At 48.7% G+C, this 14,629-nt stretch carries 12 protein-coding genes and 3 tRNA genes; 8 read left to right on the forward strand and 7 right to left on the reverse strand.

Features of this window, described 5'->3' with window-relative positions; all coding sequences use genetic code 11:
* The 6 genes from G7Y39_RS11120 to hutH form a co-directional block, all read left to right on the forward strand.
* Window positions 1-302: DegT/DnrJ/EryC1/StrS family aminotransferase (locus G7Y39_RS11120; RefSeq protein ID WP_206225165.1), on the forward strand; the 302-nt coding region annotated here is incomplete at its 5' end.
* Window positions 303-595: 293 nt separating this feature from the next.
* Window positions 596-2,599: a urocanate hydratase gene (locus tag G7Y39_RS11125; RefSeq protein WP_165157537.1), complete on the forward strand. Its 2,004-nt coding sequence runs from the start codon at window positions 596-598 to the stop codon at window positions 2,597-2,599.
* On the forward strand, window positions 2,596-3,501 hold the full coding sequence (gene ftcD, locus G7Y39_RS11130; protein ID WP_165157538.1) for a glutamate formimidoyltransferase: 906 nt from the start codon (window positions 2,596-2,598) through the stop codon (window positions 3,499-3,501). Before G7Y39_RS11125 ends, ftcD begins: the two co-directional genes overlap by 4 nt.
* Window positions 3,502-3,504: 3 nt before the next feature.
* On the forward strand, window positions 3,505-4,755 hold the full coding sequence (gene hutI / locus G7Y39_RS11135) for an imidazolonepropionase (RefSeq protein WP_165157539.1): 1,251 nt from the start codon (window positions 3,505-3,507) through the stop codon (window positions 4,753-4,755).
* A 35-nt stretch (window positions 4,756-4,790) separates the two neighbouring features.
* Window positions 4,791-5,414, forward strand: coding sequence for a cyclodeaminase/cyclohydrolase family protein (locus G7Y39_RS11140; protein ID WP_165157540.1), 624 nt, complete (start codon window positions 4,791-4,793; stop codon window positions 5,412-5,414).
* Window positions 5,415-5,417: 3 nt separating this feature from the next.
* Entirely contained in the window at window positions 5,418-6,914 is a 1,497-nt protein-coding gene (hutH, locus tag G7Y39_RS11145) for a histidine ammonia-lyase (protein WP_165157541.1), read from the forward strand.
* Window positions 6,915-7,053: 139 nt separating this feature from the next.
* Here hutH and G7Y39_RS11150 read toward each other — a convergent pair whose 3' ends face one another.
* The 5 genes from G7Y39_RS11150 to G7Y39_RS11170 all read right to left on the reverse strand — a co-directional run bounded on the left by G7Y39_RS11150 (window position 7,054) and on the right by G7Y39_RS11170 (window position 9,321).
* A complete protein-coding gene (locus tag G7Y39_RS11150; protein ID WP_165157542.1) occupies window positions 7,054-8,163 on the reverse strand; it encodes an Mrp/NBP35 family ATP-binding protein in 1,110 nt (369 codons plus the stop codon).
* 26 nt (window positions 8,164-8,189) lie between these two features.
* Window positions 8,190-8,948 (reverse strand): tRNA (guanosine(46)-N7)-methyltransferase TrmB, encoded by a 759-nt coding sequence (gene trmB, locus G7Y39_RS11155; RefSeq protein ID WP_165157543.1) that lies wholly within the window; start codon window positions 8,946-8,948, stop codon window positions 8,190-8,192.
* Between the two features lie 76 nt (window positions 8,949-9,024).
* A tRNA-Asn gene (locus G7Y39_RS11160) sits at window positions 9,025-9,098 on the reverse strand.
* A 44-nt stretch (window positions 9,099-9,142) separates the two neighbouring features.
* Window positions 9,143-9,216 (reverse strand) — tRNA-Asn (locus tag G7Y39_RS11165).
* 31 nt (window positions 9,217-9,247) lie between these two features.
* Window positions 9,248-9,321 (reverse strand) — tRNA-Asn (locus G7Y39_RS11170).
* 108 nt (window positions 9,322-9,429) lie between these two features.
* On the opposite strand from G7Y39_RS11170, the gene G7Y39_RS11175 reads away from it, so the two are divergent.
* Entirely contained in the window at window positions 9,430-10,407 is a 978-nt protein-coding gene (locus G7Y39_RS11175) for an adenosine kinase (protein WP_165157544.1), read from the forward strand.
* A 49-nt stretch (window positions 10,408-10,456) separates the two neighbouring features.
* The gene (locus G7Y39_RS11180) at window positions 10,457-12,163 is read left to right on the forward strand and encodes a S41 family peptidase (protein ID WP_165157545.1); all 1,707 of its coding nucleotides are present in this window, start codon (window positions 10,457-10,459) and stop codon (window positions 12,161-12,163) included.
* 70 nt (window positions 12,164-12,233) lie between these two features.
* Here the strand turns inward: G7Y39_RS11180 and G7Y39_RS11185 are convergent, their stop codons facing one another.
* Both G7Y39_RS11185 and G7Y39_RS11190 read right to left on the reverse strand, forming a co-directional pair.
* Window positions 12,234-13,412, reverse strand: a complete 1,179-nt coding sequence (locus tag G7Y39_RS11185) for a metallophosphoesterase (protein ID WP_165157546.1) — start codon at window positions 13,410-13,412, stop codon at window positions 12,234-12,236.
* Between the two features lie 2 nt (window positions 13,413-13,414).
* Window positions 13,415-14,509, reverse strand: coding sequence for a metallophosphoesterase (locus tag G7Y39_RS11190; RefSeq protein ID WP_165157547.1), 1,095 nt, complete (start codon window positions 14,507-14,509; stop codon window positions 13,415-13,417).
* Between the last annotated feature and the right edge of the window lie 120 nt (window positions 14,510-14,629).

The following is a 14,629-nucleotide window of genomic DNA, read 5'->3' on the forward strand; positions in this document are numbered from 1 at the left end:
TACAAGGCGCTGTTGGTGGCGCGGGTGGCGTGACTCACGCGGCGGTTAACGCGCATACGGATTGCGAGCCGAATGCCAATGTCGAGGCGATGCGTATGGGACTTGACGCGATGGGTATAGAGTCCCGTCCTTTGTGGAAGCCAATGCATAAGCAACCTGTTTATAAGGATTGTCCGGCTTACGTGAATGGGGTGAGCGAGTCTTTGTTTAAGGTCGGGTTGTGCTTGCCTTCCGGCCCGTATGTGACGGATCGGGATATTGAGTATATCGTTGGAGGTATAAGGGGCTTGATTGACCGTTGATTTTAACAGCTATTCCATGAGCTAGATTCGTTTCACGGTGTAGGCCTAAGAAAAGGTTGGCCATAAAGATTTGCTTTCGTTACGAGGAGGGTGTGTCATTTTTTTGATGCGCCCTTTTTTTGTGTTTGGCCTGAGAAATGGCTCATGGAGCCGGAAGCTTGTCCTTTAAAATCGTTTTTATGCTTCTAAACATGGAATGATAATTGGCCGGGAATGGGATAATCGCTAACTTGTCGGCGCTGAATCCGTGAAATTCCTTGCAGATTGTAAGCACCTACTAAATCATTTACGTTATGGAAATACATCTTGATAATTATTTGCCGGAATATCCTTCTTTCGTCTCCGGTATTCGACGCGCTCCCGATCGCGGCTATTCGCTTACGCCCGCTCAAACAGAAACGGCATTGATGAACGCGCTTCGTTACATCCCTGTTGAATTACATGAGAAGCTGGCTCCTGAGTTCATGGAGGAGTTATTGACCCGGGGACGGATCTATGGCTATCGCTATCGTCCGCAGGGAGACTTGAAGGCGAAGCCTATCTCTGAATATAAAGGGAAATGTATCGAGGGAAAGGCCTTCCAGGTAATGATCGATAATAACCTTTGCTTTGATATCGCTTTGTATCCGTACGAGTTGGTCACGTATGGCGAGACCGGACAGGTCTGCCAGAATTGGATGCAATATCGTTTGATTAAGAAGTATTTGGAGGAGTTGACCGAGGAGCAGACCTTGGTGATCGAATCCGGGCATCCTCTGGGATTGTTTCGTTCCAAGCCGGATGCCCCGCGGGTGATCATCACGAACTCCATCATGGTGGGGATGTTCGATAACCAAAAGGATTGGCATGCCGCCGCCCAGATGGGAGTCGCCAATTATGGGCAGATGACGGCCGGAGGTTGGATGTATATCGGCCCGCAAGGTATCGTACACGGTACGTTTAATACCTTGTTGAATGCCGGACGTAAGAAATTAGGTATTCCGCAAGATCGGGATTTACGAGGTCGCCTGTTTGTCTCTTCCGGTTTAGGAGGAATGAGTGGCGCTCAACCAAAAGCCGCCGTGATTGCCGGCGCTGCCAGTATAATCGCCGAGGTAGACGTCTCCCGTATCGAGACACGCCGATCTCAAGGATGGGTTCAGCGGGTGACGGATGATATGGGGGAAGCGTTCTCCTTAGCCAACGAGGCGGTCCGTAAGGAAGAACCGATCTCGATCGCTTTCCGCGGTAATATCGTGGATTTATTGGAATATGCCGATAAACAGGGGCTTCCCATCGATCTTTTAAGTGACCAGACCTCGTGTCATGCGGTCTATGAAGGGGGTTATTGTCCGGCAGGCGTGACGTTTGAGGAGCGTACGGAATTATTGGCTCATCACCGGGAAGAATTTTGCGTCTTGGTCGATCAAACGTTGAAGCGGCATTTCGAGGTGATTAAGCGTCTGGTTGCCCGGGGTACCTATTTCTTTGACTATGGGAACTCTTTCATGAAGGCGATCTATGACGCCGGCGTGCGAGAGATTTCCCGTAACGGTGTGGACGAGAAAGATGGTTTTATATGGCCCTCTTATGTGGAAGATATCATGGGACCGGAATTGTTTGATTATGGGTACGGTCCTTTTCGCTGGGTATGTTTAAGCGGTAAGCCGGAAGATTTGATCCGCACGGACCAAGCGGCCATGGCGTGTATCGATCCGACCCGAAGAGGGCAGGATAGGGATAATTATAATTGGATACGTGACGCCGAGAAGAATCATTTGGTGGTGGGTACGCAAGCCCGGATTTTGTATCAGGACGCCGAGGGGCGCTTGAAGATCGCCCTTGAGTTTAACCGAATGGTACGTGATGGGGAGGTAGGCCCGATCATGTTGGGACGAGACCATCATGACGTAAGCGGTACGGATTCTCCATTCCGTGAGACCTCTAATATACGGGACGGAAGCAACGTGATGGCTGATATGGCGGTGCAGTGTTTCGCCGGGAATGCCGCCCGGGGTATGAGCTTGGTCGCTCTTCATAATGGTGGAGGAGTTGGTATCGGTAAGGCGATAAACGGAGGTTTTGGTATGGTTCTCGATGGTAGTGAGCGGGTGGATGAGATACTTCGCTCCGCCATGATATGGGACGTGATGGGGGGAGTCGCCCGTCGTTCCTGGGCTCGTAACCCGAATGCGATGCGTACGAGCGCTACTTTCAATGAGAATCGTGGCGAGCAGTATCATATTACCCTTCCGTATATCCCGGAGAAAGCGTTTATTCATGAAATCGTACAAACATCATTAAATAAAAAGGTATGAGCACTTGGAATAAGATTATGGAATGTGTTCCTAACTTCAGTGAAGGACGAGATCTGGAGAAGATCGATAAGATCGTAGCGCCTTTCCGGGCCAAGACGGGTGTCAAACTGTTGGACTATAGTAGTGATGAGGATCACAATCGTTTGGTCGTTACCGTAGTAGGAGAGCCGGCCGCTTTAAAACAAGCCGTATTGGAGGCCATTGGAGTTGCCGTTGAGCGGATCGATTTAAACAAGCATAGCGGTCAGCATCCTCGAATGGGAGCCGTAGATGTGGTTCCTTTTATACCGATTCGCGGATGTACGATGGAAGAGGCGATCGCTTTATCTAAGGAAGTAGGGGAAGAAGTGGGCACCCGTTATGCCGTGCCGGTCTTCTTATATGAGAAATCTGCTTCCGCCCCTCACCGGGAGAATCTGGCGGCGATCCGTAAAGGTGAGTTTGAGGGAATGGCAGAGAAAATCCATCAACCGGAGTGGAAACCCGATTTCGGTCCGGCCGAAAGGCACCCGACAGCTGGTACGGTCGCTATAGGAGCCCGTATGCCTTTGGTCGCCTATAATGTGAATTTAGGAACGAATCAATTGCAAATCGCTACGGATATAGCGAAGAAAATCCGTTTCATCGGTGGAGGGTTACGTTATTGTAAAGCGATGGGGGTTGAGCTGAAGGAACGTGGTATCGTACAGGTTTCTATCAATATGACCGATTATACCCGTACGGCCTTGTACAGGGCCTTTGAGTTGGTTCGTATCGAGGCTCGCAGATATGGTGTTCCGGTGGTGGGGAGCGAGATTATCGGCTTGGTTCCCATGGAGGCGTTGATCGATACGGCCTCTTACTATTTGGGCTTGGAGGGTTTCTCGATGAATCAGGTGCTGGAAGCCCGTATTATGGAATAGCGTATGGAGAACAGCAAGATATTAATCAGGAATGCGGCCCAGATCGTTACTTGTGATGGGGATAAGGCGCGGCGGGGAGCGGAGATGTCTGACTTAGGCGTTATCGAGAATGGAGCCGTAGCGATGTCGGATGGAGTTATTACGCATGTAGGACCTACGGAGGAGGTGCTTCGAGACATCCATGCGGAGGATTATTTGGAAATCTGGGCGGAGAACCAGGCGGTGTTACCCGGATTCGTAGATAGCCATACCCATTTTATCTTTGGCGGTTATCGGGAGGAGGAGTTCTCTTGGCGATTGCGGGGAGATAGTTATATGTCGATCATGGAGCGTGGTGGAGGTATCGTGAATACGATGAGAGCTACCCGTGAAAGTGATGTCGATACACTACGGGACAGCGGGGAAGAACGTTTGGATGAGTTATTCTCCATGGGGGTTACCACGGTGGAAGGGAAAAGTGGTTATGGCCTGGATTTGCAAACCGAATTAGCTCAGCTTCGTGTCATGGCAGACCTGGATAAGTCGCATCCGATGGATGTCGTATCGACCTTTTTAGGTGCTCATGCCGTTCCTCCTGAATTTGCCGGCCGTACCGATGATTATGTGGATTATATGATCGAGGAGGTGCTTCCGGCTATCCGAGCCGAACATACGGTTACGTTTTGTGATGTGTTTTGTGAGAAAGGCGTGTTCTCGTTAGAGCAGAGTGAGCGTTTGCTTCGCGCGGCCCGTCATCATCGTTTTAAATTGAAGATGCATGCGGATGAGATCGTTCCCTTCGGAGGGGCGGAACTGGCGGCTTCCTTGAAGTGTGTAAGCGCGGATCATCTGTTACATATTTCGGATACAGGCATCAAACGTCTGGCGAGGGCGGGTGTCGTGGCTACGTTACTTCCGCTGACCGCCTTTTCCTTGAATGAGCCGTATGCGCCCGCAAGGAAGATGATAGATGCCGGTTGCGCGGTGGCTTTAGCTTCCGACCTGAATCCGGGGAGTTGTTTCTCTGCCTCGATCCCGATGATGATAGCCTTGGCTTGTATCTATATGAAGATGAGTCCTGAAGAAGCGGTAACGGCATTGACCATCAATGGAGCCGCTGCTGTGGGACGTGCCTCCGAGATCGGAAGTATCAGTGTGGGAAAACGTGCGGACATGATCTTGCTGAAGTATCCGTCGTATAAATTTCTCCCTTATCATGTGGGAATGAATCTGGTGGATACCGTCATTAAGGACGGGGAACTTTATACGATGTAAGAGACGAATGGTTGAATCATTAAAATCAAAATACGATGTTAGCAGACTTGACAATTAAAGATTTTTTGGCGGAAACGGCGGGTAGTGCCCCCGTTCCCGGTGGTGGAAGCATATCTGCCCTGAATGGCGCTATAGCGGCGGCCTTGACAGAGATGGTGGCTCATCTGACTGTAGGCAAGAAGAAATATGCGGAAGTGGAAGGACAAATGAAGACGATCGCTACCGAGGCGGCTTTGATCCGTGAACGTCTTACCGGATATATCGATCAGGACAGCGAGGCTTACGATCGTGTGTTCTCCGCTTTTAAATTGCCGAAAGAAACGCAGGACGAACAGGTGATCCGTACGAACGCGATACAGAGCGCTACCAAAGAGGCGGCTATTGTGCCGATGAGGGTGGCGGAGGAGATCGGTTCCGTAATGGAGGCGATTATCTATGTGGCTCACAAAGGTAATCAGAATGCCGTCACGGACGCTTGCGTGGCGATGATGGCTGCCCGTACTTGTGTATTGGGCGCTTTATTGAATGTCCGAATTAACTTAATGTCCATCCAAGACGACGCGTTCGTCGGAATGATGCGGAAGAAAGCGGATGAACTGGAGGCGGACGCTATCCGCGTAGAGCAAAAATTATTGGATTGGGTGAAGACTAAATTATAGCATATGAGCAATGTCTATTATGTAGGTTCCGAGCCTCTCTCTTTTGAGGGCATCGAACGGATACTCACTCAAAACATGAAGTTGGAGCTTTCACCCGAGGTGAAGGAGCGCATCCAGCGTTGCCGGGATTACTTGGATCATAAGATTGAGCAGCAGGAGGGACCTTTGTATGGGATTACTACCGGTTTCGGTTCCTTATGCAACAAGAATATCTCTCCGGACGAATTGAGCACCTTGCAAGAGAACCTGGTGAAAAGTCATGCCTGTAGCGTAGGGGATGAAGTAAGTCCGGTGATTGTCCGTTTGATGATGTTATTGAAAGCGCATGCCCTTTCGTTGGGGCATAGTGGCGTACAGGTGATCACCGTACAACGTATTCTGGACTTTTTCAATAATGACGTGCTTCCGATCGTGTATGATCGCGGCTCTTTAGGGGCTTCCGGTGATTTGGCGCCTCTGGCGAATTTATTCCTGCCTCTGATCGGCGTGGGTGACGTGTATTATAAGGGTCGCAAACGGGACGCTATCGGTGTATTGGATGAATTTGCCTGGAAGCCCGTGAAGCTGAAGAGCAAAGAGGGATTGGCTTTATTGAACGGTACACAATTTATGAGCGCTAATGGCGTATTTGCCTTGATGCGTGCGTTTAGCCTATCCAAGAAAGCGGATTTGATAGCGGCTCTGTCCTTGGAGGCTTTCGATGGCCGTATAGATCCTTTCATGGATTGTATCCAGCAGATGCGTCCGCATCCCGGACAAATCGAGACCGGGGCTGCTTTTCGACGGTTATTGGAGGGAAGTGAGCTGATCGCCCGGAAAAAGGAACATGTTCAAGACCCGTATTCATTCCGTTGTATTCCTCAAGTACATGGCGCTACGAAAGACGCTATCAATTATGTGGCAAATGTCCTGCTTACCGAAGTAAATTCCGTGACGGATAACCCAACGATCTTCCCGGAGGAGGATAAGATTATTTCCGGCGGTAACTTCCACGGCCAGCCCTTGGCGATTTCATACGACTTCTTGGCGATTGCCTTGGCTGAGTTAGGAAACATATCGGAACGTCGTGTCGCTCAATTGATCATGGGTTTGCGCGGTTTGCCCGAGTTCTTGGTCGCTAATCCCGGCCTGAACTCCGGTTTCATGATCCCTCAATATGCGGCCGCCAGTATGGTAAGCCAGAATAAGATGTATTGCTACGCGGCGAGCAGCGATTCTATCGTGTCCAGTAATGGGCAGGAGGATCATGTGAGTATGGGGGCGAACGCGGCGACGAAATTGTTTAAGATCATGGACAACTTGGATCATATCTTGGCGATCGAGTTGATGAATGCGGCACAAGGAATCGAGTTCCGTCGTCCGGCCAAGACTTCCCCGGTATTGGAGAAGTTCTTGAAGGATTACCGGAAAGAGGTACCATTTGTCGACGAGGATATTATCATGTATACGGAAATACATCGTACGGTGGCGTTTATCCGCAGGAAAGATTTTGTATATTAATGGGTATCGTTGACGGGGGGGTGGATGCTTTGCCGTAGGCTATGCCAAGTGTTATATTTCGGGCTGAATTATACGTACGTTCGCATAGGCTGATACGTATATACGTGTGACCTCGCACGTATATACGTATAAATCATCTTTACTTCTTGGTTACGATCACTCGCTCTGTCGGAGCCAGGTGCTCGTTGCGATAGTCTATCTGGTCGACTACATTCTCGGCCAATTCCTGGAATGCCTTTCCTGTGATCGAGTCTGGGTTCAACGCTACCGGCTTACCTTGATCTCCTCCCTCGCAGATACTTTGTACGATAGGAATCTGTCCCAGTAACGGCACGTTCAGCTCCTCGGCCAGGCGTTTACAACCTTCCTTACCGAATATATAATATTTGTTTTCCGGTAATTCCGCGGGGGTGAACCAAGCCATATTCTCGATCAACCCTAAAACAGGGACATTCACCTTGTCTCCAGTGAACATGCTGATACCCTTGCGGGCGTCCGCTAAAGCGACCTCTTGCGGCGTACTTACCACTACGGCTCCGGTTATCGCCAGTGTTTGTACCATCGTCAAATGGATATCACTCGTCCCGGGAGGTAAATCGATCAAGAAATAATCAAGCTCTCCCCAGTTGGCGTCGCCGATCAATTGCTTCAACGCGTTGCTAGCCATCGCTCCACGCCATAGGACAGCGTCGTTTTTATTTACGAAGAAGCCGATGGATAACATCTTGACACCATAATTCTCGGCCGGCTTGATCAGTTCCCTGCCCTCTACCTCTTCCATATAAGGGCGAGCCTCTTCCAGATTGAACATCTTGGGTTGGGACGGCCCGAATATATCGGCATCCAGCAACCCTACCTTATATCCTTGTAAAGCCAACGCGACAGCCAGATTGGCGGCAATCGTACTTTTACCGACTCCTCCTTTACCGGAAGATACGGCGATAATATTCTTTACTTGCGGTAATAATTTATCCGGTTCCGGGCGAGCTAACTGACGGGCCTTTACCGTGATGTTCCCTTTGATGTTCACCTCTGGGCTTACATAAGTTAAGATAGCTGTCTCCGCGGCTTTTACCACGGAGCGGATAAATGGATCATTCGGCTTCTCGAATAATAACGAGAAGGTGACATTCATACCATCGATACGAATGTTGTCTTCTACGAGGCCCATGGAAACGATGTCCTTTCCCGTACCCGGGTAACGGACGTTCTTCAACGCCTCAATAATCAGATTCGGATAGATTGTCATATTGGTTGATTTTTTAAGTCGTACTTTTATTTGCCGGAAGCCAAGGCGCTTCGTTTATCGCGATTAAAGCTACGATAAGGATCTAACTCTATTTCCACGTCAGGTTCCACCAATCGTTCCCTTTCCTCACAAACAAACTTGATGTATTTGATGTTTAGGCCGCGATCCAGCCATTGTCGCTCGTAATAGGTCTTGATGGATAAGATCTCATCCGCCAGATTGGAATGATATAGGTCGTCTGTACTGAACAATACGGGATAACGGTTCGCTTTTACCATCTCGCACGTATAGGTATACATAAAGTTGCTGTCCGTTTTTAAATGGATAATGCCATCTCCGGAAAGGATTTCCCGATACATTTTCATAAAACGGGTTCCGGTCAGACGCTTGTTGACCTTTTTCATTTGAGGGTCCGGAAATGTGATCCAGATCTCGGCTACTTCGCCCGGAGCGAAGAAATAGGAAATCAATTCGATATGGGTACGTAGGAAAGCCACGTTCTTCATCCCGGCTTCCAGCGACTCTTTCGCTCCGGTCCACATACGTGCCCCCTTGATATCGACACCTACAAAATTCTTATCGGGGAAAAGCTTTCCCAAACCTACGGTATATTCCCCTTTCCCGCATCCCAATTCCAAGACAATAGGGTGATCGTTCTTGAAAAAGCATTCATGCCACTGTCCTTTCATGTCAAACCCTTTTTCTTGCAGGGCGGCGAAAGGGTATTGGAATACGTGCGGATAGCCCGCCATATCGTCAAACTTAGCTAATTTATTCTTTCCCATGTCGCGAAGATACGGGATTGTCCGCTCTTCGCCAACAAAGAGAGAGACTATTCCATGGCGAATAGTCTCTCTCTCGCTCTTCCTCTTGGACTTGAACCAAGGACCCTCTGATTAACAGTCAGATGCTCTAACCGACTGAGCTAAGGAAGAATCTTCTTTCAACCTCTTAATCTATATATGAAAAACACCTCTCGCTCTTCTTCTTGGACTTGAACCAAGGACCCTCTGATTAACAGTCAGATGCTCTAACCAACTGAGCTAAAGAAGAATGTTCTTCGGTCTTTCCCGATGCCTTTCTGCTCTTCCTCTTGGACTTGAACCAAGGACCCTCTGATTAACAGTCAGATGCTCTAACCGACTGAGCTAAGGAAGAATATCTCGCTCTTTCAAGGCACGTTCCGTACCCCTTTCCGAAATTGCTCTGCAAAAGTACGGGGTATTTTCGAAATATGCAATATCTTTGCGAAAAAAATCGCGGAAAATGAATACTATAGGTTTGGGAAACGCTTTGGTGGATGTTTTGCTGAGGCTGGAGACGGATGAGGTCTTGCGGGAGATCGGTATGCGTAAAGGGGCTATGGATATGATTGACAGGGATCAAATGATCGCTATCCGTACGGCGCAAGAGCATTTGCCCCGTACGCGAACCCCTGGAGGCTCGGTTTGCAATACGATGCGTGCGATGTCGTATTTAGGCGCAAGTTCCGGCTTTATCGGTAAGATCGGTGATGATGCGGTAGGTGAGTTTTATAAGGATGCGATCGAGAAAGCGGGGGTGACACCTCATTTAATACGGACGGAAGGTGTTTCCGGCAGTTGTACGGTATTGATCTCGCCGGATGGTGAGCGTACGATGGGTACCTTCTTAGGCCCGGGGCCAACGATCATGCCGGAGGAGATCACCGAGGAGATGCTAAGCCCATACCAGTGTATCTACATAGAAGGGTATTTGCTTGTGAATGAGCCATTGGTTCGCTCTACGATGGAAAAAGCCAGGCGGCTGGGCTTGAAAGTAGCGCTGGATTTGTCGAACTTCAATATCGTGAATACCTTTAAAGGTATGCTGGAGGATATCATTCCCAAATATGTAGATATTTTATTCGCTAATGAGAGCGAGGCTGAAGCGTATACCGGGCAAAAGGCTGCTGAGGCCGTACGTACCCTGTCTGAGCAGGTTGAGGTCTCATTGGTTACTTTGGGAAGGGAAGGTGCCCTGATCGGTAGTCACGGCCAATTTTATTCCGTCCCGGCAGAGGGGGGCAAGCCTGTCGATACGACCGGTGCCGGTGATAACTTCGCCGCCGGTTTCTTATATGGCCAATCTGTAGGCGCGTCGTTCGTGCGATCCGCACGAATCGGCTCGATCTTGGCGGGTTATGTGATCGACGTGGTCGGCCCGCAGATACCGGATGACAAATGGGAACAAATAAAGTTAAAAGTGAAAGGAATATTGGCTTAGGCGGCGTATTATTCCTTACATTTATGCCGTTAATTAACTAAATATTGTTATGTACAGATTGGTTCAACGAAGAGGAATTATAGGTTTGTTCTGCTTGCTGCTCGTCGTAAGTAGCGTAATGCCGGGATGGGCGCAGAAAGATAACCGTTTTGAGGTGAGTAAGAACCTGGACATTTTCAATTCTTTATTGAAAGAAGTAGAGATGTTCTACGTGGATTCAGTGGATGTGGATAAAACCGTTCAGCGGGGGATCGAGGCGATGTTGGCCGGTCTAGATCCTTATACGGAATATTATCCGGAGCAAAACATGGAGGAACTGAACCTGATGACTACCGGCGAATACGGAGGTATCGGTTCCTTGATCCGTCAACGCAATAATGAGGGAGGCGTAATGATCGCTGAGCCTACCGAAGGCATGCCGGCGGATTTAGCGGGTCTGAAGCCGGGCGATCTGATCTTGGCGATTGATACGATCGATGTTTCCAAGGCGACAAACTCCCGGGTCAGCGAGCTGCTGAAAGGTGTTCCCAATACGAAGATGGTTTTGACGATCCAACGTCCGGGAGAGAAGAAACCCCGGAAAATCGAGATTACCCGTAAACAGATCACGACACCTCAAGTTACCTATTACGGGGTTAGGAATGACAGTATCGGTTATATTTATCTAAATGCATTTACTATCAAGAGCGCCCAAGAGGTGAAAGAGGCGTTCTTGGACTTAAAGAAAAATCATAATATAAAGTCTTTGGTATTGGATTTGCGCGGCAACGGCGGCGGTGTGCTGGAAGGTGCCGTACAAATCGTAGGTATGTTCGTTCCGAAAGGTAGCGAGGTGCTTTCAACGAAAGGAAAGATTAAGCAATGGGACCGTACGTACCGAACCTCCATGGAGCCTTTGGATACGGTAATGCCATTGGCTATATTGATCAATGGAGGTACGGCTTCCGCTGCCGAGATCGTATCGGGATCTTTGCAGGATATGGATCGCGCCGTGTTAGTGGGGCAGCGTTCGTTTGGCAAGGGGTTGGTGCAAGCCCCTCGTGACCTGCCCTATAATGGGAAGGTGAAGATTACGATGAGCAAATACTATATCCCGAGCGGCCGTTGCATCCAGCAGATCGATTATTCGCACCGGAAAGAGGATGGTAGCGTCGCGGCTATTCCGGATAGCTTGACTTCCGTATTCTATACGTCTAAGAAGCGTCCGGTTCGTGATGGTGGCGGCGTACGTCCGGAGTTTGAGGTGAAGGAGCCGAAGGTGCCTACCATGATGTATTATTTGGCGGCGGATACGGTCTTGTTCGACTTCGTTACGGATTGGGTACAAAGGCATAAGACGATCGCTCCCATCGAGGAATTTACGGTTTCCGATGAGGATTTCGAAGCTTTGAAGCAATACGCCAAGTCCAAGAATTTCACGTACGACCGCCAAAGCGAGAAAGTGTTGAAAAACTTGAAAGAAGTGGCTGAGTTCGAGGGGTATCTGGAAGAGGATTCCACAGCGTTCAAGGAATTAGAGGCTAAGCTGACGCCGAACCTGGAGAGAGATTTCGATCGTTTCAAGGACGAGGTGAAACGAGTAATGGCCGCCGAGATCGTAAAACGTTATTATTATCAACGGGGAGAGTTGCAAGAAAACTTGAAAGATGATCTTGTATTGGCGAAAGCGCTGGAGGTATTGGGTGATCCGGATTTATACAGGCGTACATTGAGCGTGCCGGTCGAGTTGGAGGCGGCCGTCAAGGGTGCCGAATAGGCGGGTTTCTGCCGATGCCCATTCAAAGGTTCTTAGGATGCCCATTCAAGCGAGCTTACGATGCCCATTGTCAGCTCCCTTGAATGGGCATCGTGCTTTTCCCGCTTTCGTCAGTCTGTCCGGGGGCTTTGAAGCGGATATGCAATACGACCAATTCCGAGACGGTTCCCACCCGGTAAGGAGCTCCTGCTATACCAATGCCGGAAGATACATAGAATTGCGTAGGTCCTTTCTTATAATACCCGTACGGGCATTCATACACAAGTTTCATCAGCAGGGGATAAGGCCATAACTGCCCGTTATGCGTATGTCCGTGCAGTCCTAAATCCACCCTATTCATCGCCATCTCGGTAAACGACCAAGGTTGATGATCCAAAACAATGATCGGTTTGCCGGTATCCACTCCCGCCATTAACGAATGAAGCGATTTTCGTTTCTTATGGATGAAATCATCCCGCCCTATCAAATAAAAAGTGGAATCCGGTTGGACCACCGAGTCGATTAGTAGCGTACCTCCGGTCTTTTGCAACCAACGATACTTCGCGTTCCGGTTCGCTCGGTATTCATGATTCCCGTAAACGATATATACGCCCAGCGGAGCTTTTAATTGTTTTAAATCATCCTCGATATGGGCGTTTCCCGCGAACCGGGACTCATAATCCATAATATCCCCCGCTAATACCACCATATCCGGATGCCGCGCGTTGCTGAGTGCCACATATTTTTGTACCAAGTCCTTCCCGATAACCTCTCCGATATGTAAGTCGCTCATCAGGACAATAGTCAGGCTATCCCGATCCCCCGCGGCTTTGGGCAACGTGATAGATACGTTCTTAACAATCGGATTCATTACCGCGTGGTATGCGTGAATCATTAAACCGGTAACACCGGATACAATGAGAAAAAACAGGGTTAGCTTGGTCTGCTGCCAATGCCCTTTCATCCATTTGGGGAACCATGGCTTGATACGTTGGGAGAGCCTGATCAACTCAAGTACCAGGAGAGATAAAGTGATATAAATGGACGCTATATACCAAGTGTTACAGATGTATTGGATCGTGATTATCACGTTATCAGGCAGTTCGTTCCTGAAAATAAAGCCGAAGAAATAAAGCGATAGTTCGAGTACGAAAAACAAGATCAAGGGAATCCGGCAACTTCTCTTGGGAGGAAGCGCTTGATATCCTCTCCAGAAAATGTACGGATTCAGTAATAGCTGCGCTACGATCGATTGAATAAATACTCTCATCCTTACTCTTTGAATGTAATGTTGAACACCACCATCTCGCTGTCCGTACCGATACGGAAAGGCGGTCCCCACAAAGATAAGCCGGATGAGACATAGATCGTACTGTTCCCGCTTTTTTTAACCCCGTAACTTAATTCGAACAGATGATCCACGATCCAATTCATCGGCCATACTTGTCCTCGATGCGTATGTCCGCTAAACTGCAAGTCTACGCCAGCCTCTTCCGTCTCCTCTAAATCGTAGGGTTGATGGTCTAGCAAGATAACGGGTTTGCTTTTATCAAGGCTCGCGGTAAGCTGATCCAACGTTTTCCGTCCTTTGTTATGCCGATCGTCCCGTCCCACAAGCCGGATCTTATTGGGCAAGATAGCTACGGAATCCCGTAAAAGTACGATGGGCGTCTGTGCCATGAATTTCTCGATATTCTCTATACCACTGATATACTCATGGTTACCCGGTACCATATAAACACCCAATGGGGCGTAGATCCTGGAGAGTTCCTCTTCCATACGCTCGTGTCGCAGCGGTGCGACACTGTTGTCTATCAGGTCTCCACCGATAAGAACGATGTCCGGGCGTTGGGCGTTTATCATATCCACATATCCGGCAAGCATGGCCTTGTTGGTAGCGTATCCTAAGTGAATGTCGCTAATGGCTACGACTTTCAGCGGCTGTCCATCGGTATCGGCCGGTTTGTTGATAACCATGTTGATAACTCGTGTATCAGGATGTTGGTATTTATAGTTCCCATATCCTAATAAGCAGAGTGTTAAGAATAAAGATAAATAAAACGAGTATTTGAAATGTAGGTGGAAAAGTCGTAAGATATCAAATACCAGCAGGGCCAATACCATGTATAACGCGAACACGAGCCATCCGGTTCCTACTTGAGAAACCGTTTGAGCGAAAGAAGCCGGCATATCCAGATTCCGGAATAGAAAACTACTGAAGAACGACAAGGCTCCTCCCCAAAAAATAATGGACAACAACACTTTCACTCCGGCAGACTGGCTTTTCAAAGCCTGTTTCCCCTTTAGATAAATGTAAATATTCCCCGCAAGATACAGGATTGGAAGTATGATAAAGAACGTCCGCATCTCAATTAATTTTCCGCGAAGATAATGAAAACTCTTTAGGTGGCAAACGTCCTTAATTACGACGAGGAGAGTTGGTCTTTTTGGATAACATGTATCCAACTCCTTTTACGGCATCTATTG

The organism is Parabacteroides sp. ZJ-118 (assembly GCF_011038785.1).
GTDB lineage: Bacteria > Bacteroidota > Bacteroidia > Bacteroidales > Tannerellaceae > Parabacteroides.

Coding starts and splice junctions, on each gene's coding strand:
- G7Y39_RS11125 (WP_165157537.1), top strand. CDS start 596: ATGGAAATACATCTTGATAATTATTTGCCGGAATATCCTTCTTTCGTC.
- ftcD (WP_165157538.1), top strand. CDS start 2,596: ATGAGCACTTGGAATAAGATTATGGAATGTGTTCCTAACTTCAGTGAA.
- hutI (WP_165157539.1), top strand. CDS start 3,505: ATGGAGAACAGCAAGATATTAATCAGGAATGCGGCCCAGATCGTTACT.
- G7Y39_RS11140 (WP_165157540.1), top strand. CDS start 4,791: ATGTTAGCAGACTTGACAATTAAAGATTTTTTGGCGGAAACGGCGGGT.
- hutH (WP_165157541.1), top strand. CDS start 5,418: ATGAGCAATGTCTATTATGTAGGTTCCGAGCCTCTCTCTTTTGAGGGC.
- G7Y39_RS11150 (WP_165157542.1), bottom strand. CDS start 8,163: ATGACAATCTATCCGAATCTGATTATTGAGGCGTTGAAGAACGTCCGT.
- trmB (WP_165157543.1), bottom strand. CDS start 8,948: ATGGGAAAGAATAAATTAGCTAAGTTTGACGATATGGCGGGCTATCCG.
- G7Y39_RS11175 (WP_165157544.1), top strand. CDS start 9,430: ATGAATACTATAGGTTTGGGAAACGCTTTGGTGGATGTTTTGCTGAGG.
- G7Y39_RS11180 (WP_165157545.1), top strand. CDS start 10,457: ATGTACAGATTGGTTCAACGAAGAGGAATTATAGGTTTGTTCTGCTTG.
- G7Y39_RS11185 (WP_165157546.1), bottom strand. CDS start 13,412: ATGAGAGTATTTATTCAATCGATCGTAGCGCAGCTATTACTGAATCCG.
- G7Y39_RS11190 (WP_165157547.1), bottom strand. CDS start 14,509: ATGCGGACGTTCTTTATCATACTTCCAATCCTGTATCTTGCGGGGAAT.